This is a genomic window from Dokdonella sp. GW821-FHT11D02, assembly GCF_058808595.1.
This window is the reverse complement of the sequence record NZ_CM179520.1, coordinates 3865344-3886245: the sequence shown is the minus strand read 5'-3', so window position 1 is coordinate 3886245 and position 20902 is coordinate 3865344. Positions and strand designations below refer to the sequence as shown.

Annotated in this window: 14 protein-coding genes; 5 read left to right on the top strand and 9 right to left on the bottom strand. The window is 67.8% G+C overall.

What is annotated here, in order from left to right; all coding sequences use genetic code 11:
* Positions 1–10: 10 nt before the first annotated feature.
* The 3 genes from ubiH to AC3QL3_RS16620 all read left to right on the top strand — a co-directional run bounded on the left by ubiH (position 11) and on the right by AC3QL3_RS16620 (position 3835).
* On the top strand, positions 11–1222 hold the full coding sequence (gene ubiH, locus AC3QL3_RS16630) for a 2-octaprenyl-6-methoxyphenyl hydroxylase (protein WP_492895197.1): 1212 nt from the start codon (positions 11–13) through the stop codon (positions 1220–1222).
* The gene (locus tag AC3QL3_RS16625; protein WP_492895196.1) at positions 1219–2484 is read left to right on the top strand and encodes a UbiH/UbiF/VisC/COQ6 family ubiquinone biosynthesis hydroxylase; all 1266 of its coding nucleotides are present in this window, start codon (positions 1219–1221) and stop codon (positions 2482–2484) included. Before ubiH ends, AC3QL3_RS16625 begins: the two co-directional genes overlap by 4 nt.
* A 70-nt stretch (positions 2485–2554) precedes the next feature.
* Positions 2555–3835, top strand: coding sequence for a glycosyltransferase (locus AC3QL3_RS16620; RefSeq protein WP_492895195.1), 1281 nt, complete (start codon positions 2555–2557; stop codon positions 3833–3835).
* Between the two features lie 6 nt (positions 3836–3841).
* Here AC3QL3_RS16620 and AC3QL3_RS16615 read toward each other — a convergent pair whose 3' ends face one another.
* From AC3QL3_RS16615 to AC3QL3_RS16585, 7 genes are all read right to left on the bottom strand, one after another.
* Positions 3842–4201 (bottom strand): hypothetical protein, encoded by a 360-nt coding sequence (locus AC3QL3_RS16615; protein ID WP_492895194.1) that lies wholly within the window; start codon positions 4199–4201, stop codon positions 3842–3844.
* Positions 4202–4235: 34 nt separating this feature from the next.
* Positions 4236–4940: a class I SAM-dependent methyltransferase gene (locus AC3QL3_RS16610; RefSeq protein ID WP_492895193.1), complete on the bottom strand. Its 705-nt coding sequence runs from the start codon at positions 4938–4940 to the stop codon at positions 4236–4238.
* Positions 4937–5596 (bottom strand): hypothetical protein, encoded by a 660-nt coding sequence (locus tag AC3QL3_RS16605; RefSeq protein ID WP_492895192.1) that lies wholly within the window; start codon positions 5594–5596, stop codon positions 4937–4939. Before AC3QL3_RS16605 ends, AC3QL3_RS16610 begins: the two co-directional genes overlap by 4 nt.
* Positions 5597–5622: 26 nt before the next feature.
* Entirely contained in the window at positions 5623–9417 is a 3795-nt protein-coding gene (locus AC3QL3_RS16600) for a translocation/assembly module TamB domain-containing protein (RefSeq protein WP_492895191.1), read from the bottom strand.
* 8 nt (positions 9418–9425) lie between these two features.
* Complete coding sequence (locus AC3QL3_RS16595) at positions 9426–11324, bottom strand: autotransporter assembly complex protein TamA (RefSeq protein WP_492895190.1); 1899 nt, start codon at positions 11322–11324, stop codon at positions 9426–9428.
* Between the two features lie 50 nt (positions 11325–11374).
* Positions 11375–11968 carry a hypothetical protein gene (locus AC3QL3_RS16590; protein WP_492895189.1) on the bottom strand — a complete coding sequence of 198 codons (594 nt, stop codon included), beginning with the start codon at positions 11966–11968 and terminating at the stop codon, positions 11375–11377.
* Positions 11969–12347: 379 nt separating this feature from the next.
* Complete coding sequence (locus AC3QL3_RS16585) at positions 12348–13481, bottom strand: helix-turn-helix domain-containing protein (RefSeq protein WP_492895188.1); 1134 nt, start codon at positions 13479–13481, stop codon at positions 12348–12350.
* 196 nt (positions 13482–13677) lie between these two features.
* Between AC3QL3_RS16585 and AC3QL3_RS16580 the strand changes: the two genes are divergently transcribed.
* Positions 13678–16992 carry a S41 family peptidase gene (locus tag AC3QL3_RS16580; RefSeq protein ID WP_492895187.1) on the top strand — a complete coding sequence of 1105 codons (3315 nt, stop codon included), beginning with the start codon at positions 13678–13680 and terminating at the stop codon, positions 16990–16992.
* Between the two features lie 77 nt (positions 16993–17069).
* Here AC3QL3_RS16580 and AC3QL3_RS16575 read toward each other — a convergent pair whose 3' ends face one another.
* On the bottom strand, positions 17070–17210 hold the full coding sequence (locus AC3QL3_RS16575; protein ID WP_492895186.1) for a DUF3096 domain-containing protein: 141 nt from the start codon (positions 17208–17210) through the stop codon (positions 17070–17072).
* A 74-nt stretch (positions 17211–17284) separates the two neighbouring features.
* Positions 17285–19333 carry an elongation factor G gene (fusA, locus tag AC3QL3_RS16570; protein WP_492895185.1) on the bottom strand — a complete coding sequence of 683 codons (2049 nt, stop codon included), beginning with the start codon at positions 19331–19333 and terminating at the stop codon, positions 17285–17287.
* A 249-nt stretch (positions 19334–19582) separates the two neighbouring features.
* Here fusA and AC3QL3_RS16565 point away from each other — a divergent pair, with 249 nt between their 5' ends.
* Complete coding sequence (locus AC3QL3_RS16565) at positions 19583–20875, top strand: alkaline phosphatase PhoX (RefSeq protein WP_492895184.1); 1293 nt, start codon at positions 19583–19585, stop codon at positions 20873–20875.
* Positions 20876–20902 lie beyond the last annotated feature (27 nt).

Sequence of the window (20902 nt, the reverse complement as noted above, 5' to 3'; positions counted from 1 at the left end):
TCATCGCGCTATGAGCGAAACCTACGACGTCCTCATCATCGGCGGCGGTCTGGTCGGGGCGAGCCTGGCCATCGCGCTCGACGGTGCCGGCCTCGCCGTGGCGCTGGCCGAAGCGGCGGCGCCGCGGGTGGACAGCCAGCCGAGCTACGACGAACGCAATCTCGCGCTGGCGCGCGCCAGCCTCAACGCGCTGGAAGCGCTCGCCGTACTCGATGCGCAGGCGCCGGCGACGCCGATCCGCCGCATCCACGTCAGCCGCCGCGGCGATTTCGGCGCGGTGCGCCTCGACGCCGCCGAACTCGGCCTGCCCGCGTTCGGCGCGGTGCTGCCGGCGCGCGAGCTCGGCAACGCTCTACTGCGCCGGCTCGACGGCTGCGCCGCGCTGGCGCGGCTGGCGCCGGCGCAGGCGGTCGCGATCGAAACCGAAGGCGAGTTCGTCCGCGTCGATCTGCGCGTCGGCGCGGAGACGCGATCGCTGCGTACGCGCCTTTTGGTCGGCGCCGATGGCACCGAGTCGTTCGTGCGCGGCACGCTCGGCATCGAGGCCGAACGACACGACTACGCGCAGTCCGCCTTCGTCACCACCGTGACGACCGAACGGCCGCTCGACGGCACCGCTTACGAGCGCTTCACCGACGCAGGTCCGGTCGCGCTGCTGCCGCTCGGCGAACGCCGCGCCGGTCTCGTGCTCAGCGTACCGAGCGGCGAGGCGGCGCGCGTCGCCGCGCTCGACGACGATGCCTTCATCGGCTTCGTGCACGAACGCTTCGGCTGGCGCGCCGGGCGTTTCTCGCGGCCCGGCAAGCGCAAACCGTATCCGCTCGCGCGTCTGCTCGCCGCGCGCACGACCGCGGTGCGCACGGTGCTGGTCGGCAACGCCGCGCAGACCGTGCATCCGCTCGGCGCGCAAGGCTTCAATCTCGGTTTGCGCGACGCGCTGACCTTGGCCGAGCTGCTGCGCGAAGCGCAGGCGGCGAACGGCGACCCCGGTGCCGCCGACCTGCTCGCGCGCTACGTCGCGCGCCGCAGCGAGGATCGCACCGCGACGACGTCCTTCAGCGACGACCTGGTGCGCCTGATGGGCAACGATTTCGCGCCGCTGCGCCTGCTGCGTTCGCTCGGCTTCCACGCACTCGATCGCATCGGCCCTTTGAAGCGTCGCTTCGCGCTGCGCGGCATGGGCTATCGCGGCGATACGCCGGCACTGAGTCTGCTGCGATGAGCCGCCGCGGCGAACTCGATGCGATCGTGGTCGGCGCAGGTCCGATCGGCGCCGCGCTGGCGCTGGCGCTGGGGCGCGACGGCTTCGCGGTCGCCCTGGTCGAGGCGCGTGCGCCCAAGCCGTGGCGAGTCGAGGACGAGGTCGATGCGCGCGTGGTCGCACTGGCGCCGGACGCGCGCGAGCTGCTCGCCGATCTCGGTGTGTGGTCCTCCATCGCGGCGCAGCGCGCCGGCGCCTATCGGCACATGCGCGTGTGGGACGCGCTCGCACCGGGCGAGCTGCATTTCGATGCGGCCGAGCGCGGCGCAGCGGCGCTGGGTTGGATTGTCGAGAACCGTTTAGTCCAGGACACGCTTTGGCGGAATTGCACTTCGGGCACTTCTGCGATCGTCCGTGATGGCGAGGATCAAAATGCGGCCATCCATGGCCGCACTCGTCATGCGGAAACTCCGGGTTCCGGAAACGTGCGCGTGTATTGCCCGGCCGAAGTCGCCGAAGTCGAGAACGGCGAGGACGCCGTCGTCGCCACACTCGACGACGGCACGCGCTTGCGCGCGAAATGCCTGTTCGCGGCCGAGGGCGCCGAATCCTCGATGCGCACGCGCCTAGGCATCGCGTTCGACGGCCGCGACTACGGCCAGCGCGCGGTGGTCGCGCACGTCGCCACCGAGCGGCCGCACGAATCGACGGCCTGGCAGCGCTTCCAACCCGGCGGTCCGCTCGCCTTCCTGCCGCTGGCCGACGGACGCTGCTCGATCGTCTGGTCGCTGCCCGAAGCCGAGGCAGCACGCGTGCTCACGCTCGACGACGCGGCGTTCCGCGCCGAACTCGGCGCCGCCTTCGATTTCCGCCTCGGCGCGATCACCGCGACGACCGCGCGGCTCGCCTTCCCGCTGCGCCTGCGTCTGGCCGAGCGCTACGTCTCCGGCCGCTGTGCCTTGGTCGGCGACGCCGCGCACGTCGTGCATCCCTTGGCCGGACAGGGCATGAACCTCGGCTTGCGTGACGTCGCTTGCTTGCGCCGCGTGTTGCGCGCGGCGCGCGAGCGCGGCAGCGACGTCGGTGCCGCGCACGTGTTGCGTCGCTACGAGCGCGAGCGGCGCAGCGAGAATGCGTTGGCTGCGCGCGGGCTCGATGCGATCGAGCGCGTTTTCGCTTCTGATGTCACGCCGATCGCGGCGTTGCGCGGCGCCGCCCTCGCTGCCGCTGATCGCTTCGCTCCGCTCAAGAACTGGTTCACCGATCGCGCCGCCGGGCGCTGACGCTGCGCGCACCCAACTCGTTACACTCCAAGCGCGCCTGACGGCGCGTCGACGTACAGGGGGTACGCGAATGCGAGTGTTGTTCACGCCGTACTGTGGCGGCGCGATCGCGCACGTCGCGCGCCTGCTGCCGATCGCGGACGAGCTGGCCGCGCGTGGGCATCTGACGCGCTTCACCGCTTCCGTCTCGAAGAAGCGCTTCATCGAAGCGGCCGGGCATGCCGTGCACGGCGACGGGCATGCCGACGTCAATCTCAACGACGAGCACGATCAAGGCATCGGCTACTTCACGAGCCATCGCGCCGACTTTCTCGATTGGCTCGGCGACGAAATCGCCGCGGCCGAGGCTTTTCGGCCCGACGTGATCGTCTCCTCGCCGAGCTTTTTCGGGCCGATCGCGGGCCTCAAGGTCGGCGTTCCGCAGGTCTCGATCATCAACGCGCAGTGGCTGCCCGAGTTCAAGGGTTTGCTCGGACTGTCGCGCTCGCGCGGGCGCCTCGCCGATCGCGTGACGCGCACGTTGGCACGGCCGCTGTTCATGCACAAATTCAGTTCGACCTACCTGCGCGAAATCCGCTCGTTCTATCGTGAGCTCGCCGTGCCGCATGAGCCGATGAGCTGGCGCGAAGTGAACTGGAGCACGCAGGTGCTGGTGCCGAGCTGCGAGGAGTTCGAGCCGATCGAACGCAGCGATCGGCAGAACTTGCACTACGTCGGGCCATTGTTTTGGTCCGGCTTCGAGCGCGCCGAGTTGAACGAAGCGACGTTGTGCGCGGCCGATCCGTCCAAGCCGCTGGTCTACGTTTCGCTCGGTGGTTCGGTTTATCGCCGGCAGAGCTACGAGGAACTGATCGCCGCGCTGGCCTTGCGCGAGGATTGGAACGTGTTGCTGACGATCGGGCCGAACTTCCCGCGCGCGGAGTTCGCGCCGGATCGGCCCGGCTTCGTCGTGCAGGCCTACACGCCGGGCCTCAAAGCCTGCGCGCGCGCCGACGTCGTCATCAGCGCCGGCGGTCATGGCACGGTGATGCAAGCTTTGTGGCACGGCAAGCCGGTGGTTTCGCTGCCGCACAACATCGACCAGGGGACGATCGCGGCGCGGCTGGAGGAGCTGGCTATCGGCGTCAATCTGAATCCGGTCGGTCTGCGCGATTTCGCCGATCGACAACGCTACTTCGAGAAAGCGATCTCCACGCCGTGGAGTCGCGTCGTCGCGCAAGCCGAGCGCGCGCTCGCCGACGACCGCCTGCGTGCGAATGCACGTGCCTTCGCGACCCATGTGCGGCGCCACCCCGAGCCGGCCAAGGCCGCGGCCGATTGGGTCGAACGGCAGGCGCGGCGTAGCATTTGATGCGCGTTACAGGATCGCCCAGGTAATCACGCCGCAGACCACGGTCATCAGCAAAAGGCCGGCGAGGAAGAGGGCGTCGGCGACGCGTTCGAGTCGATGCATGCGGCGCGAGCTGCGCGAGCGCAGCGCCCAGTAAGCCAGCAGGCAGGACAGCATGAACAGGGTCGCGTCGGCGGCGAGCAGATCGTCGCCGATGGTGCCGACCTTGGTCGTCGCGGTGACGACATGGATCAGGCCGATGACGGTCAGGCAGACGCCGACCAGGGCGGCCGAGGCGCTGAAGATGTGGATGCACAGGTCGGCTTCGAGCGTGCGCGTCGCGCCGTGCGTGTCGAGAGCGGAGGAGTTTTTGCGCGATGCGGACATGGTCGAAAAAAGGACCGGCCGCTCGCGCCGGAGTTCACGCCGGCGACGTTCGTTTTTGTAAAGCCAGCAGCAAGGACAGCGGACGGCCGCTGGCCGCGTCGACCGGCTCGGTCACGCGCTCCACGCGATAGCCGTTCGCACCGAACGCTTCGATCCACGAGGCGAGAGTGCGGAAGTACCACGGCATCGGCTCGCGGAATTCGTCGCCGAAGCCGGCGAAGGTCTCCACGCGCCAGCCGTCGGCATAGGCGGCCTCGCCGCAGGCGGTCCACGGGTGCACGGTCTGCACGATCAAGCGGCCGCCGGGACGAAGCACGCGGCCGAGCGCGCGCAGCGGCGTGGCGAGGTCGTCGTCGAGCAGGGCGAAGTTGCAGATTGCCGCGTCGAACGGTGCGAATTCACCGGCGCGTGCATCCAGCTCGGCATAAGACAGTGTCAGGAAGCGAGCGCCGCCGAGTTCTTCCGCCGCCGCGATGAGTTCCGCGCTGGCGTCGATGCCGACCACCTCACAGCCTCGCGCCGACAACGCGCGTGCGAGCCAGCCTTCGCCGCAGCCGGCGTCGAGAATGCGCTGCGCACCGCTCGCCCGAACGGCCTCGAGGATCGCCGCATCGGTGCCGGCGCGGCGGCTCGCGATGCGCTGCTCGCGCACCGCACGCGTCCAGGCGGCGGCGTTGCTGCGCCAGCTATGGTCGAGGCGGGCGGTGTGATCGGCGGCAGGATGATCGTTGTCTTTCATCGACTGGATTCGGTGGCCGGCGGATGAAGCAGCTCGCCGATCGAATGCGCATCGGGTCGCCAGTGCTGCGCAGCGAGTCCGACGGCGGTCAGCACCAGCAGCGTCAAGATGAATGGCACGACGGTGCGGCGTAGCGCAGTTTCGAGCCAAGGGCGCGCATCGTCGCGGCGCAAGCGACGATACAGACCGGCGGCGAGCAGCGCATCGAACAGCAGCTCCGCCAACAGCGTGGGAGCGATGTAGACGACCCACAGCGAGGCGAGCGCGGCCAGTACGAACAGCCCGATGATGACCAACGGAACGCCGGCGTCATCGAAGAAGTCGAGCGCATCGAACGGCGACCCGTCGACATAGTCGCGTAGTCGCTCCGGTTTGCGCGGCTGAATCGCGGCATCGTCGACATTCAAGTCGTCGATGGAATCGCGCGAACGCGTGCGCAACCAGATCCGCAGCATCGACAAGAAGGTGAGGTAGGCGAGGCAGAGCGCGAGCGGATAGCGCAGCGCGATCGACTCCAGGCCAAGATGCAGCATCGCGAATGAGGCCAGGAAGCCGCAGCCGCCGGTGAGCACGACGATCAGCAGCATGCCGAGTCGCGGATATTCTTCGCGTTCCAGTTTCGCGCGTAAGCCTTCGATTCCGCGTTCGCGCTCCACGATTTCTCCGCCAGAGCTCGCGCGTTTCAACGCTCGTAGCGATAGTTGACGCCGGCGCGGTTGCCGGTGGTCGCGTTCTGCGCCTCGAAGTTGAAGCGCTTGTTGAACAGGTAGCGCAAGGTGATGACTTCGCCCGGCGTGAACAGGCCGACGCCGTAGCTGAGGTAGAGCTTGGGCGAGAGGTACTTGCCGACGGTGAACGCGCTGCCGCCGAGCGCGCTGCTGTCGGACACGCCGGCGTCGACGCCGAGGCGCGCACCGATGCCTTTCGCCAACAGGTCGCCGCCGGCTGAGCCGAGCGCGCGCGCGGCGGTTCCGACCATGTCGCCTTCGCCGCTCTTGAGGCCCGACAGCGGCTTGCCGGTCATGATGTAGGAGAGCGCATCGGATTGTTCCATCGCCGGTTCGGAGAACACCGTCAGTACCGGCACCAGGGCGGTGCCGCGCACCATCAGGCCGGCCTTGATGTTGTCTTCGCCGAGGCCCGAACTGCCGCGGATCGTGCGCACGGCGCGGATGTCGAGGCCGGGATTGTCGAGCGCGGTGCCGGCGAACAGCAGGCGTCCCGATTCGATCGACAGATCCTGACCGTAGGCCTTGTAGGTGCCGCCGACGTTGAGCGTGCCGGTGCCGGTGGCGACCTTGCCGGGGCGCTGGTCGACCTTGAGCTGGCCGCCGATCTTGCCGTCGAGGCCGAAGCCGGCCAGCTTGACCTCCTCGCCGAGCTTGACCGTGACCGCGACCACCACCGGCAGCGGTTCGCCCGGTGCCGGCTGTTCGGCGTCGGTGACGACGACATCGGGCGAACTCTTGGCGACACCGCCGCCGGGTAGCTTGGCGAGGTCGACGTCGGTCCTCGGAATCTCGATGCTGCCGCCGACGCTGAGCCGCTTCGCGTCGCGATCGATGGTCAGATCGGGTGAGATGAACACCTTCGCGGCCGGGATGTCGGCGGCGAGAAAGTTCTGGCCCTGGATCGTCGCGTGCAGCGGCGAGGTCGCGCCGGTGCCGCCGCTGCCGGCGAGTTTCAGCGTGCCGTCGCCGGATTTCAGGGTGCCGTCGAGGCTGAAATGTTCAGCGTCGGTCGCCTTCACGGTGATGTCGCCGTCGTGCAACTTGAGTCCGGCCATCGGTACTTCGGCGGCGAATTCTTTCAAGCTCAGCGCGCCGCTCAACTGCGGTGCCGCGGTGGTGCCGCCGAGCGTGTAGTTGGCGGCGAGGCGGCCTTTGACGTTGGCCACTTCGGCGGTCAGCAGCTCGACGAAGGCGAGCGAGTTGAGCGTGGCCTCGACGCGGCCGGACAGCGCTTGCGCCGAGCCGGGCGCGCCGCTCAGCGTGACTTCGCCGTCGAGTTTGCCGTCGTGATCGAGCGCGGCACGCACGGTCGCGCGCGTGGATTGCGGCGCCAGCTGCGCGTCGACGGCGAAGCCTGTGTAGGAGAGCAGCGGCTGGGTCGCGTTGTCGGGATAGGCGACGCTGCCTTTGTCGGAACGGATCGTGGCGTTGCCGTTGAGCGCGCCGCTGGCGTCGCGGCGGATGTCGCCGTTGCCGCCGAGCATGCCTTCGGCCTTGAACGGCGCATCGGGCGCGGCGAGCTTGCTGATCAGCGCGAGCGGCAGCTGTTCGATGCGGTAGCGCGCGGCGAGCGTGCCGTCGGCGCCGCCGTTGCCGGCGACGCACAGGCGCGGGCCGCCGCCGGCCAGGCAGATGTCGCTGGCGCTGAATTGCTTGCCGTCCCAAGCCAGCTGCGAGGGACGTTCCAGCGCGAGCTTGGGCGCGTCCTTGATCGCGAGGTCGAGCGTTTTCAGCGCGCCGTTCCAGCGGCCGCCGTCGTTGGCGCTGCCCGACAACGCCAGCGTCGCCGACAGCGGCGTGCCGTTCGCGACCAGGCTGAGTTGATGCGCTTGCTGATTGCCGCCGGCATCGAGATCGAGCGTGTCGAAGGCGAGGCCGCCGGCGACGACCTTGGCCGCTTTCAGGTCGACGCTGCCGCGCGGCGGCTGGATCTCGGGCACGTCCAGCCGCAGCTGCAGCGAACCGACCTGGTTCGCGCCGACCGCGATGGCGCTGCCGTTGGCGTTGCCGGCGACGGCGAGCTTGGGCCATTTGCCCTGCACGCGGAAATCGCCGTTGACGCTGCCGCTGGCATCCGGCATCCAGTCGCCGAGCGAAGCGATCGCGAGCTTGACGGTGGCATCGGTCTGGTTGGCGCCGCCGCGGCCGGTGACGTCGACGCGGCTCTTGCCCGAAGCGAGGCCGAGCGTACCGTCGACGACGTATTCGGGTTTGATGCGCAGATCCGCCGCGCCCGACACCGCACGCTTGCGCAAGGTGCCGCCGAGATCGGCGAGCTTGATCGTCGCGTCGGGCCCCTTGTCGGTCATGGTGCCGTCGGTGGCGAGATCGAAATTCAACGCGCCGGGCCAGTCGGCCGCGAACGCGCCGGGATCGAGCTGGCGCGCTTTCGCCGTCAGCTTCCAGCCGAGCGCCGGCTTGAGCTGGACCGTGCCTTGCGCGTCGAGGCCGCCCTTGGCTTGTTTCAAGGCGAGCTGGTTGAGCGTGATCGTTTCCGGCGTGCCGTCGACGTTCAGCGCCAGATCGGCGAGCTTGCCCGGCGGACCGATCGCCAGCGCGCCTTCGCTGTGGAAGCGCTCGGCGCTGCCGGCGAAGTCGAGCTTGCCGTGCGTGGCGAGCGCCTGGCCGGCGAGGTCGGCCGGCAGTTCGACGCCGTCCCAGTTCAAGGCCAGCGTAGCCGCGACCGGCTTGGCGTCGAGCTGGATCTCGCCGTTCGCATTCAGGGCGCCGGCCGCCTCGGGCGACTTCAAGGTCAGCGCTTCGATCTTCAGCTTCTGCCCATCGAGCGCGTAGCGCAGCGGCGTCAGCAGCACGCGATGCGCGTCGACGTCGAGCGTGGCCTGCACCTCGCCGCGCTGCTTGTCGCCCGAACCCTGCAGCGACAGCGCCAGCGCGTTCAGGCCGATGTCCTTCTGCACGGTGTTCGGGTCGAAGCGCGGCACCTCGATCTTCGCCGTCCACGGGAATTCTTTCGACTGCGTCAGCACCGCCGCGATCGTCGCCGGCGTCGGCTCGCTCAGGACCAAATCAAGCTTGGCTTGCTTGCCGTCGCCATTCGCTTTCAGCGTGCCGGCGATGGTGTGCTCGGCCGCCTTCCAGCGGAAGGTCGTCTCGCCTTGGCCGGGATAGCCGGCCAGGGCCGAGACAGTGCCGTTCAGATCGACGCTGCCGTCGGGTGCGCGTAGCACGAGCTGCTTGATCGCCGCGCCTTGCTCGGTCCACACGGCGCCGAGATCGAGCGTATCCAGCGCGAACACCGGCTTGCCGTCTTGTGCGATCGCGGCCTGCTTCAAGGCGAAGCGGTCGAGCGCGATGTCGATCGGCGCGGCCAAGGAGAACGGCTCCGAGTCCGGCGCTTCGGGCTTGGGCGGCAGCGTCGTCAGCGCGAGGTCGAGGCGGTCCGCTTCGAGGTTGGTGATGTGCACGCGCCCGGACAAGAGCTCCAGCAATCTCAGCTCGACACTCACGCGGCCGAGCTTGGCGTCGACGCCGAGGTCAGGGTCGGCGTAACGCACGCCTTCGAGCGTGAGCGGGCCGCTCAAGGGACCGGACGAACGCTCGACCGCGAGCTTGCCCTGCATCATGCCGACCGCGCGCGCGAGCGCGAAGCGCGCACCCGATTCGCTGCGCAGCAGCCAGACCAGCGCCAACGCGAGAATCAGCAGCAAGACCAGCAGCACCAGGCCGAGCCATTTCAACAGACGCGACAGCGCGAAACCCGCGGCGGGAATGCGGCGCAGTTTCATCGGCGCGCTCATAGATCCGGCCCGATCACGACGTGCAGCTCGAAGGTGCTGGTGTTCTCATCCTTGTCGAGCGGAAAGCCGAGGTCGGCGCGGATCATGCCGACCGGCGAACGCCAGCGCACGCCGAAGCCGACGCCGGTCTTCTGCTCGTAGGAGCCGAAGCTGGAGAACGCATCGCCGGTGTCGACGAAGGCGGCGACGCCCCAGTTCGGCTTGAAGTAGTACTCGTACTCGGCGCTGGCGACGAGCAGGTTCTTGCCGCCGACGATGAAGTCCTTACAGTCCTTGTTCGGTGCCGCGTCGCAGCGCGCCTGCGCGATCGGGATCAGCTTGGCGCCGAGCGGCGGGCCGACGGTCTGGAACGCGTAGCCGCGGATCGAGCGGTCGCCGCCGGCGAAGAAGCGCAGCTCCGGCGGCAGCTTGTCGAAGTCGTCGACGTAGGTGGCGCCGAACGAGCCGCGCGCGATGAAGCGCGATTTCTCGCCCAGGCCGCGAATCCACTTCGCATCCGCCGTGACCTGCGCGAACGTGGTGTCCGACAGCAGCGACTCGTGGCCGCCGCGCGCGGCGACGGTGAGCGAGTAGCCCTTGCGCACGAACATCGGATCGTCCGCCTGCTTGCGCGCCAGCGACACTTCCGGATAGAGCAGGGTGGTGTCGCCTTGCAGGTTCGCGACTTCGAAGTTGCCGGTGAGGAACTTGAGGCCCAGCGTGCGCGTCCAGCCGCGCCAGATGCGGGAATCGGTCGCGGCCAGGCCCCAGGTGCGCGACACGCTGGTGTCGGTGTTCTCGTCGCGGAAGGTCGCGCCGAAGTTGAGCGTGTGGTTGTCGTGTCCCGCCAGCGGAATGGTGTAAGTGGCGGCGGCGGTCTTCAGCTGCGTCGCGATCAGCGTCTCGACCTTCATCTTGTGACCGCGCCGGTTGATCCAGCGCCGCTCGATGCCGCCGCGCACGCCCGGACCGGTATCCGTGCCGTAGAACACGCCGGCGCTGTAGATCGTGCGCTTGGCCGGTCCCAGCATGACCTTGATCGGCACGATGCCGTCGTGCGCGTTGTCGGTGTCGGGCTGCACCTGCGCGACGGCGAAGTAGTCGGCGTCGATCAGTTTCTGCTGCAACAGCAGGACTTGATCCTGCGTGTAGAAATCGCCTTCGCGCCAGGGGATGTAGCGGTCGAGGAATTCGTCCGGAAACTGCGCGCCCTCGAACGTCGTGTGGCCGAGGCGATAGCGCGTGCCGACTTTCCAGGCGAGGTGGATCTCGGCGCTGTTGCTCGAGCGCTGCACGTCGACCCGGTGCGTGACCAGCTCGGCGTCGAGATAGCCGGCGCCGAACAGCGCGGCCTGGATGGTCGCCTTGCTCTTTTCGTAGGCGGTGTGATCGAGCCGCTGGCCTTTGGCCTCGGCGAGCGCTGCGACCGCCTTCTGCACGCCTCTCTGGCCGTCGGCGTCGCCGTCGAGCCGAATGTCGACCGTGCTGATGCGCATCGGCTCGCCCGGGCTTACGTGCAAGACCGCGGTGTAGTTACCGCCGGCTTCCTTCAGCTCGCCCTGGATCTTGGCCGCGTAGTAGCCGTAGGGCTCCAACGCGGAGCCGGCCTGGCGTTCGGCGCTCTCGTACAAGCGCCGCACCTGCGCCGCGGTGACGTCGCGCTCGCCGTACTGGCTGATCTCCACGCCCGCCAGCACGGCGTCGCGCAACAGGCCGTCGACGCCGTCGATCTGCACGGAAACGCGCGCCGCCTGCGCGGAACCTGCGCACAGCAGGAGAGCGATCAGCGGCAACACGGGAATGCGGCGTTGGCGGAAGGAACCGTCGGGCGAGCGCATGGCGTAGTTATAACAGGAACCGTGTCGCGTTCCGGTGATCGCGCGCAGGCTGCGCAGGATATCGGCACTTTTTTTCACGTGTGCGGCCGCGGCCTTCGTCGCGCCGCGCGGGTCGCTCGTGTGCGAGCTCAGCGCGCCGCGCCGGTGAGCGCGTCGGCGTAGCTACCGGCGAGACTGTCGGCCAGGAGCAGCAGGGTGCGGAAACGCGGGAGCAGCGTCGCCGCGACTTGCTTGCCGCTGCTGCCCGCTTCCGGAGACATCGCGGCCAGTTGATCGACCGTCGCATTCTGTATGCGCAGGTAGTTGTCCTGCAGCTCGTACAGCTTGGCGATGTCGGTGATCCAGCCGAAGTCGAGCCGTTGGCTGGCCTGCGTCGCGAGCGCGGTGCGCCAGGCCGCGGAGGACAACAGCGAGATGCCGAGATTCACGTTCAGCTCGTGCGGTGCCGGCTGCTCCGCGGCGATCGCGGCTTGCAGGGTCGCGACGATCTGCTTCAGCGTGCCGCGCGCCGATTCGATTTCCTGCTGATTGGCACGCAGCTCGGCCAGGATCGCGCGGCGCGCGATTTCGGCGCGCTCGCTCTCCTGCCGACCTTCGTTCCACGCGTTGACCGCGAACGCGAGCAAGAGGGCGATCACGATCGAGCCGGCTTCGATCAGGATCTCGGGCAGCTTCTCGCGCAGCCGTTCGCGCAAGGGCCGGCGTGCGCTCGCATCGCTCATGGGCAGTGGCTCCAACTGGAGCGGCGAGTCTAGGTGCGCACTGGCGGTGATTCCAGCGCCCGCTGCGGCGTGCGCGGGCGAGTGCGGTGTCTCCGCCGAGGCGCGCGCCCAGGCGCCGTCTGCACGGCACGTGGCGATGCGCTGCTCGCTTCCGACCGACGGCGTTTCTTCAAGCGCGTCCATGGGTTTGCGGCGGAGTCGCGCAGGTCGGAAAGGTCCGATCCGATGCGCTCGGACGATTTTCGCGGTGCCATTCCATCAAGTTCGACCCTCTGAACGGTCCTGTCGTACGGCCGTCGTGTGGCGCCGAACTTCAGCGGAGGATGTCGTGCATCGTTTGAGCAAGCCCGTGCGCGGGCCGAGGTTGGGTCGGCACGGATCAGGTGGGCGCAGCGGAGCGGCGGAATTCGCTCGGCGTCAGCTTGGCCATGCGCTTGAACACGGCATTGAAGGTCGACTTGCTGCCGAAGCCGCACGCCAGCGCGATGGCCAGCGTGGTCCGGTGATCGTCGGGATCGGCCAGGCAGCGCTTCGCGTCGGCGACGCGGAATCCGTTCACGAACTCGAAGAAGTTCTGCTGCAAGCCCTGGTTGAGCGCTTGCGAGATGTAGCTCGGCGGCCAGCCGCTGCGCCGGCTCAGTTCGCGCAGGTCGAAGCTGCTGTCGGTGTAGGGGCGATCGCTCAGCATCAATCGCGTCAGTTCGTCGGCGATGCGCGCGCATTGCGCCGAGTCGAGGCCGGAGCGCTGGTAGCTGGCTGCGGCGGTTTCGCCCTCGGCCGGCACCGATTCGCTCACCTCCGGCGGAATCAGGACGCGCTGGCGCAAGCCGAACCAAGCCAGGAAGTACATCGCACCGGCGATCAGCCACGACAACAGGGTCGTCAACGATTCGTAGCCCGTAATGCCCGCCACGTAGGGGATGCGGTTGATCGTTTCGAGCAGCCACATCGTGCCGATCACGGCGACGAAGCCGCGCAGCCAGGCCAGATGCAAGCTGGCTTCGTCGGCGTTGATCTGCTCGAGCAGCGGGCGTACCTCGTAGGTCCGCCGCACGGCCAGGATCAGATACGGCGCGCCTTGCAGCAGCCAAGCGTGCAGGGAGACGCGCAGGAGCAGGCGACCGATCGTCGTTTGGTCCAGGGCAGTCAGCGCATTGGCGAGCGAGAACGCCAGAACGAGCACGAACGGCAGCGCATGCCAGAGGTTCCGACGCAGATCGAGGGCCGGCGCCGCAGACGTCAGCGCCTTGGTATAGCCGTACAGCAGCGGCCCGAGCAGAAAACCGTTCGGCACCACCACCACGCGCACCCAGCGCCGGAGGTCTTCCGGCAACCATTCCCGCAGCGCGTGGGCGATGCCGCCGAACAGGCTGTCCAGCGCCAGGCAAGCGAAAAAGCCGGCCAGGTAGCGCGACGCGCTCGTACGCGAGCCGAACGCGAGCGCGGCCGCCAGAGCGGTCACGCCGAGGGTCGCGCCGATGGACAAGGCATCGAGGATGTCGAGAACGGTCATGCGTGCGGCTCGCAGCGAATTCCTCGCCGTAGCGAGGCATTCGCCACTCCCTTTTTTCAGCGGCTCATCGGAGCGATGAATATTTCATTTTCTGCAAAACATCCATCACACGTCCGGGACTTCCGGCATGCGCCCACGACATGCATGCAACCGGACGATCGAATCGTCTCGCCATCAGCCACTGCGGAGTGTTCGTATGTTTGCTAGGGTTTTTCTCGCGTCGTTCGGAGCGCTCGCCTGCGCTGCCGCGCAAGCCGCGTCGCCGCCGCTGCTGTTGCAGACACCGACGATCTCCGCGACGCAGGTCGTGTTCGCTTACGCGGACGATCTGTGGATCGCGTCGCGCGACGGCGGCGATGCGCGTTTGCTGGTTCGCGCGTCAGGTCGCACCAGCCGTCCGCACTTTTCTCCGGACGGCAGCCGCATCGCCTACAGCGCGCGCGTCAACGGCAACGTCGATGCGTACGTGGTGAGCGCGCAAGGCGGCGAGCCGCAGCGGCTGACCTGGCATCCGGGCAACGACCTCGTCGCCGGCTGGAGCATCGACGGAAGTCGCGTCTTGTTCGCTTCCGATCGTGCCACCGCGAACGGCTCGCGCATGCTCTACACCGTCGCGCTCAGTGGCGGCGCGCAGACGCCGCTGCCGCTGGCGCGCGCCGAAGCCGGGTCCTACTCGCCCGACGGCACGGCGATCGCTTACGAACCCGACTACCAGGCGCAGCCGGACTGGCACGCCTACCGCGGCGGCCAGACCACGCCGATCTGGATAGCGCGCCTGTCCGATTCCTCGATCACGCGCATCCCGCGCGACAACTCGACCGATCGCAGCCCGATGTGGATCGGCGACACGATCTATTTCCTGTCCGATCGCGCCGGTCCCAGCACGCTGTACGCCTACGACACCAAGACTACGCAGGTCGCGCGCGTGCTCGAGAACGACGGCTTCCCGATCGATTCCGCCAGCGCCGGCGCCGGGGCGATCGTCTACTCGCGCATGGGTGCTCTGTATCGCTTCGATCCGGTCACGCGGACGAGCCGGCCGATCGAGATTCGTGTCGCCGCCGACGGCGCGCGCTTGGCGCCGCGTTACGAGAACGTCGGCGAGCAGATCGCCAACGCCGCGTTGTCGCCGACCGGCGCGCGCGCCGTGTTCCAGGCACGCGGCGAGATCCTCACCGTGCCGGCCGAGAAGGGCGATGTGCGCAATCTCACCAGCACGCCCGGCGCGGCCGAACGCGATCCGGCCTGGTCGCCGGACGGTCAGTCGATCGCGTACTTCTCCGATGCGGGCGGCGAATACGCCTTGCACCTGCGTGCGCAGAGCGGTCTCGGCGAGGTGCGCGTGATCGATCTCGGCCAGCCGCCGTCGTATTTCTACGCGCCGACGTGGTCGCCCGACGGCAAGCGCATCGTCTACAGCGACAAGCGGCTGAATCTGTGGCAGGTCGAAGTCGAGCGGCCGACGCCGCGCAAGATCGATACTGATCTGTTCGACCAGCCCTTGCAGAGCTTCGATGCGGTGTGGTCGCCCGATAGCCGCTGGCTCGCCTACACCAAGCAGCTGCCCAACCATTTGCACGCGGTGTTCGTCTACTCGACCGACAGCGGCAAGTCGCTCCAGGTCAGCGACGGCATGAGCGATTGCCGCTACCCGGCCTTCGACAAGAACGGCAAGTATCTGTACTTCACCGCCAGCACCGACGTCGGCCTGACGCCGGGCTGGCTCGACCTCAGCAGCGAAGCGCATCCGGTCACGCGCGCGGTCTATGTCGCGGTGCTGCGCAAGGATCTGCCCTCGCCGCTGGCGCCGCCGAGCGACGAAGACGGCGGCGTGCGCGCCGAGGACAAGCCGGAGAAGAAAGCGGATGCAGCGCCGGTGCGCGTCGCGATCGATTTCGACGGCCTCTCGCAGCGCACGCTGGCGCTGCCGATCGCGGTCGAGAACTACACCGGCCTGATCGCCGGAAAGAGCGGCGAGTTGTTCCTGCTGCAGGCGCCGCAGATCGCCGAAGGCATCGAAGACGACGTCAAAAGCGAGCCGGTCGCTGTGCAGAAGTTCAGCCTCGACTCGCGCAAGACCGACAAGCTGCTCGACCAGGTGACCCACTTCAGCGTGTCGCTCGACGGCCGCAAGATGCTGTACGCGCAGACCTCGGGCGCGCGCATCGACGGCGATTTCGTGCGTCCGCCGCAGTGGCAGGGCGGGCGCCGCTGGCACATCGCCAAGACCGATGCCGTACCGAAGGCGGACGACGGCGTGCTCGCCACCGATGCGATGCAGGTGCGCGTCGATCCGCGCGCGGAATGGGTGCAGATGTATCGCGAGACGTGGCGCAGCGAGCGCGATTTCTTCTACGACCCCAAGCACCACGGCTACGATCTGGTCGCTGCGCAAAAACGCTTCGAGCCGTTCCTCGCCGGCATCGGCAGCCGCGAGGATCTGGACGTGCTGTTGCGGCGCATGCTCGCGTATCTCTCGGCCGGACACGTGTTCGTGCGCTCGTTGCCGCCGAGCGACGAACGCGCGATCGGCGTCGGCCTGCTCGGCGCCGACTACACGCTCGAACAAGGGCGCTACCGTTTCGCCAAGATCTACGACGGCGAGAACTGGAATCCCGACTTGTCGGCGCCGTTGACCCAGCCCGGCGTGAACGTGAAGGCCGGCGACTACTTGCTCGCGGTGAACGGTCGCGAGCTGCGCGCCGAGCAGGACCTGTACGCGTCGTTCGAGCAGACCGCCGGCAAGCAGACCGTGCTGCGCGTCGCCTCCAACGCCGGCGGCAGCGGCGCGCGCGAGGTGACGGTGGTGCCGATTGCGAGCGAACGCGGCCTGCGCCATCGCGGCTGGGTCGAGGAGAATCGGCGTACGGTCGATCGCCTCAGCGGCGGCCGTCTCGCCTACGTGCACCTGCCCGATACCGCGATCGACGGCATCACCAGCTTCAATCGCTACTTCTTCGCGCAAACCGACAAGCAGGGCGTGGTGATCGACGAGCGCCACAATCGCGGCGGCTCCTTGGCCGACTACGTCATCGACGTGCTGCGCCGGCAACCGATGACGCTGGCGACCACGCGCGAAGGCGCGACCACGTTGTGGCCTTGGCAGTCGATTTTCGGGCCGAAGGTGATGCTGATCAATCAGTTCGCCGGCTCCGGCGGCGATGCGATGCCGTGGTACTTCAAGCGCATGAAGCTCGGACCGTTGATCGGCAAGCGCACCTGGGGCGGTCTGATCGGCATCTACGGCGAACCGCGCTTGCTCGACGGCGGCCGCGTGACCGCGCCGCGCCTGGCCTTGTCGGGTCTCGTCGGCGAATGGGAAGTGGAGAACCACGGTGTCGCGCCCGACATCGAGGTCGACGACGACCCGCAGGCCGAGCGCGTCGGCCGCGACGTACAGCTCGAACGCGCCGTCGAGTACCTGATGAAGACGCTGGCCGAAAAGCCGCCGGCGAACTACAAGGCGCCGGCCTTTCCGGACTTCAAGCCGGTGCTGCCGCCGACGCCTTGAAGCGACTGCGTGTCCGAACGAAACCTAATTTCCCTCTCCCGCTCGCGGGAGAGGGAGCACGCATCTAAAAGTTCGCCTCAACCCAAGTGCAGCAAACCGATCACGCCGACTGCGATCAGATACAGCGCGACCACATAGTTGAGCAGGCGCGGCATCACCAGGATCAAGATGCCGGCGATCAAGGCGATCAGCGGCTGCAGCGAGATGTGAAGGTTCATCGAGAACTCCTGGCGGCGGGAAAGTCGCGAGCTTACGCGCCGCCAGGTTAACGCCGCCATCACGCCGCGGCGGGTCAGTCCTCTTCGACGCGCGGCTTGTACGCGTCGGTCAGCTGCTTCTGCACTTGCGCCGGCACCGGTTCGTAGTGGCTGAACTCGATCGCGTAGCGGCCCTGGCCGCCGGTCATCGCTTTCAGTTCGGTCTGGTAGTCCGATACTTCGGCCAGCGGCACCTGCGCCTTGATGATGATCTCGCCGCCGCGCAGGGAATCGGTGCCGTTGATGCGCGCGCGTTTCGATGAAAGTCCACCGGTGACATCGCCCATGTGCGCGTCGGGCACGAACACGTCGAGGTTGACGATCGGTTCGAGCACCTGCGGGCGCGCCTTGGTGATCGCGTCGAGGAAGGCTTTCTTGCCGGCCGCGACGAAGGCGACTTCCTTCGAATCGACCGGATGGTATTTGCCGTCGTAGACGACCACGCGCACGTCTTGCAATTGATAGCCGGCGACCGCGCCGTGCTCGAGTACCTGGCGCACGCCTTTCTCGACCGCCGGGATGAACTGGTTCGGGATGGTGCCGCCCTTGACCTCGTCGGCGAACTCGAAGCCGCCGCCGCGCGGCAGGGGCTCGATGCGCAGGAACACCTCGCCGAACTGGCCGGCGCCGCCGGTCTGCTTCTTGTGGCGATGATGGCCTTCGGCCTTGGCGCCGATCGTCTCGCGATAGGCGATGCGCGGCGGCCGCGTGGTCACCTCGACGCCGTAACGCTCCTTCATGCGTTCGAGCATCAGCTTCAGATGCAGGTCCGACAGGCCGCGGATGATGGTTTCGTTGAGTTCCTTGTTGTGCTCGACGCGGAAGCACGGGTCTTCTTCGCTGAGCCGCGCCAGCGCGGTCGCGAGTTTCTGCTCCTGCCCCTTGTGCGCGGGCGCCACGGCGAGGCCGAACATCGGCAGCGGGAAGTCGAGCGGCTTCAAATGAATCTGGTCTTCGTCGTGCGAATCGTGCAGCACGGCGTCGAAGTGGATCTCTTCGACCTTCGCCACCGCAGCGATGTCGCCGGGGATCGCTTGTTCGATCTCGACGTGGTCCTTGCCCTTCAGCTTGAACAGATGTCCGACCTTGAACGGCTTCTTGCCGTCGTCGACGAACAGCTGCGTGTCGCGCTTGACCGTGCCCTGGTAGACGCGGAATACGCTGAGCTTGCCGACGAAGGGATCGTTGACGATCTTGAACACGTCGGCGATGACGTGCCGGCCGGCTTCCGGCACCGCTTCGATCGCTTGCGCGCTCGCGCCGCTGCCTTTGACGAAGGCCGGCGGATTGCCTTCCTTCGGATTGGGCAAGAGTTTGGCGGCGAGGTTCAGCAGTTCCTTCACCCCGGCGCCGCTGCGCGCGGAGACGAAGCAGATCGGAATCAGATGACCTTCGCGCAGGCATTGCTCGAACGCATCGTGCAGTTCCTGGCCGGACAGGCCCGACTCGCCGTCGTCGAGGTAGTGGCCCATGACCGTCTCGTTGATCTCGACGACCTGGTCGATGATGTGCTGGTGCGCCGCGGCGACCGAGGAGAAGTCGGCCTCGCCCTTGGGCTGGAAGAAGCAGTCGACCACCGTGGTGCCGCCGTTGGCGGGCAGGTTGATCGGCAGGCATTCGCCGCCGAATTCGTCACGCAGCGCTTCGACCACGCCTTCCAGGTCGACGCCGGCCTGGTCGATCTTGTTGACGATCAGCAGGCGGCACAGATTGCGCTGCTTGGCTCGGTCCATCAGGCGTCGGGTGCTGTGCGCGACGCCGGTGGCGGCATCGATCACGATCGCGCAGGTTTCCACCGCCGCCAGCGCCGATAGCGTGGTGCCGCGAAATTCCTGGAAGCCGGGCGTGTCGATCAGATTGATGTGGACGTCGCCGAGGTCGATCGAGGCGATCGCGCTCGACATCGAATGCTTGCGTTCCTTTTCCATCGCATCGTGGTCGGACACGGTGCTGCCGCGCTCGACCGAACCTGCCGTCTGTATCGCGCCGCCGGCATGCAGCAGGGCTTCGAACAAGGTGGTTTTGCCGGCGCCCGCATGGCCTGCGAGTGCGATGTTGCGGATGCCGTCTGTGCTGTAGGGCATGTCGATCCTCCCGTGCTGCGTCGAGTGGTCCGTCCGTGGAAGGACTCCGTGCGTGTCGCCAGGCAGGGCGGTTGCGGCGTTGTGTGACCGCCGTATGACCGTCGCCGCTAGCCTTGCGCGATCGCGCTGGAGGGTCAAGGCGCAGCGCGCAAGCGCGAGCGGGATTGCGCGCGGAAGTTTCGCGCGCTGGTAAATGCGGTTTCATGCGGCGGCTCTACCGTGAAAGGCCTTTTCACGAGGCCAGCTCTCATGCGCAAAGCCAGCTCGCAAGCCGCATCCCCGCAACTCTCACGCCGCCGCTTTTTGAGCCATGCCATCGCCGGCGCCGGCATGCTCGCGATCGGCGGCCAGGTCTTGGCCGGCGTCAACGCGGCCACCCGCTCGCTCAGCGGCGTCGGCGACGCTGCGGCGCGCAAGCGCTTCTTCGAGGCGCTCGGCGGCGGCCTGTTGCCGCCGGACGCGAACGGCGTACGTCTGCCGGCCGGCTTCAGCTCGCGCATCGTGGCGCGTTCGAGCCAGGCGCCGGTCGACGGCGGCAGCTATCTGTGGCACCCGGCGCCGGACGGCGGCGCTACTTACGCCGTGCCGGAAGGCGGCTGGGTCTACGTCAGCAACAGCGAAGTCGCGCCGCTCACCGGCGGCGTGGGTGCGTTCAAGTTCGATGCGCAGGGCGAGGTCGTCGACGCTTACCGCATCCTGTCGCAAACCAGTCAGAACTGCGCCGGCGGCTGGACGCCGTGGAACACCTGGCTCTCGTGCGAGGAGCACGACGGCGGACTGGTGTGGGAATGCAATCCGTTCGCAGCCGGGCAGGGCAGCGCGCGTCCGGCGCTCGGTACCTTCGCGCACGAAGCGGCTTGCGTCGATCCGGTACACCAGCGCCTGTATCTCACGGAAGACAAGGGCGACAGCTGCTTCTACCGCTTCACCCCGGCCGCCTATCCGGACCTGACCGCTGGCCTGCTCGAAGTAGCCGAGGTGCTGGGCGATCCGACCACCGGCCGCCAGAGCGTGATCTGGCACGCCGTACCCAACCCCAATCCGGGCACGGGCGACACGCCGACGCGCAACCAGGTCGCCGGCGCGGCGCGTTTCGCCCGCGGCGAAGGCATGTACTACCACGGTGGCGTGGTCTACTTCACCACCACCGCCGACGATCGCGTCTGGGCCTACCGCACGCAGGACGACACCATCGGCATCTTCTACGATGCCGCGCGCATCACGGACGCGCCGCTGCACGATCCGGACAACGTGGTGGTCGACAAGAGCGGCTACGTCTACGTGGCCGAGGACGCCGACGATCTGCAAGTGGTGCTGATCACGCCCGAGGGTGTGCCGATGCCGCTGCTGCAACTGGCCGGGCACGACGATTCGGAGATCACCGGTCCCGCCTTCAGCCCGGACGGTGCGCGCTTCTACTTCAGCTCGCAGCGCGGCACCAGCGGTGAGAGCGCCGGCGGCATCACCTTCGAGATCATGGGTCCGTTCCCGAGCAGTGACGTCGTGTTCGCCAGCGGGTTCGAATCGCGCTTCGATCAGTAGCGGCGCGCGAGGCGTCCGCAGTACACG

What these genes read in the sequence shown, in the direction of transcription:
- AC3QL3_RS16610 (WP_492895193.1), bottom strand. Translation starts at nt 4,940, where the DNA reads ATGAAAGACAACGATCATCCTGCCGCCGATCACACCGCCCGCCTCGAC.
- AC3QL3_RS16615 (WP_492895194.1), bottom strand. Translation starts at nt 4,201, where the DNA reads ATGTCCGCATCGCGCAAAAACTCCTCCGCTCTCGACACGCACGGCGCG.
- AC3QL3_RS16625 (WP_492895196.1), top strand. Translation starts at nt 1,219, where the DNA reads ATGAGCCGCCGCGGCGAACTCGATGCGATCGTGGTCGGCGCAGGTCCG.
- AC3QL3_RS16600 (WP_492895191.1), bottom strand. Translation starts at nt 9,417, where the DNA reads ATGAAACTGCGCCGCATTCCCGCCGCGGGTTTCGCGCTGTCGCGTCTG.
- AC3QL3_RS16620 (WP_492895195.1), top strand. Translation starts at nt 2,555, where the DNA reads ATGCGAGTGTTGTTCACGCCGTACTGTGGCGGCGCGATCGCGCACGTC.
- AC3QL3_RS16590 (WP_492895189.1), bottom strand. Translation starts at nt 11,968, where the DNA reads ATGAGCGATGCGAGCGCACGCCGGCCCTTGCGCGAACGGCTGCGCGAG.
- AC3QL3_RS16580 (WP_492895187.1), top strand. Translation starts at nt 13,678, where the DNA reads ATGTTTGCTAGGGTTTTTCTCGCGTCGTTCGGAGCGCTCGCCTGCGCT.
- fusA (WP_492895185.1), bottom strand. Translation starts at nt 19,333, where the DNA reads ATGCCCTACAGCACAGACGGCATCCGCAACATCGCACTCGCAGGCCAT.
- AC3QL3_RS16565 (WP_492895184.1), top strand. Translation starts at nt 19,583, where the DNA reads ATGCGCAAAGCCAGCTCGCAAGCCGCATCCCCGCAACTCTCACGCCGC.
- AC3QL3_RS16575 (WP_492895186.1), bottom strand. Translation starts at nt 17,210, where the DNA reads ATGAACCTTCACATCTCGCTGCAGCCGCTGATCGCCTTGATCGCCGGC.
- AC3QL3_RS16585 (WP_492895188.1), bottom strand. Translation starts at nt 13,481, where the DNA reads ATGACCGTTCTCGACATCCTCGATGCCTTGTCCATCGGCGCGACCCTC.
- ubiH (WP_492895197.1), top strand. Translation starts at nt 11, where the DNA reads ATGAGCGAAACCTACGACGTCCTCATCATCGGCGGCGGTCTGGTCGGG.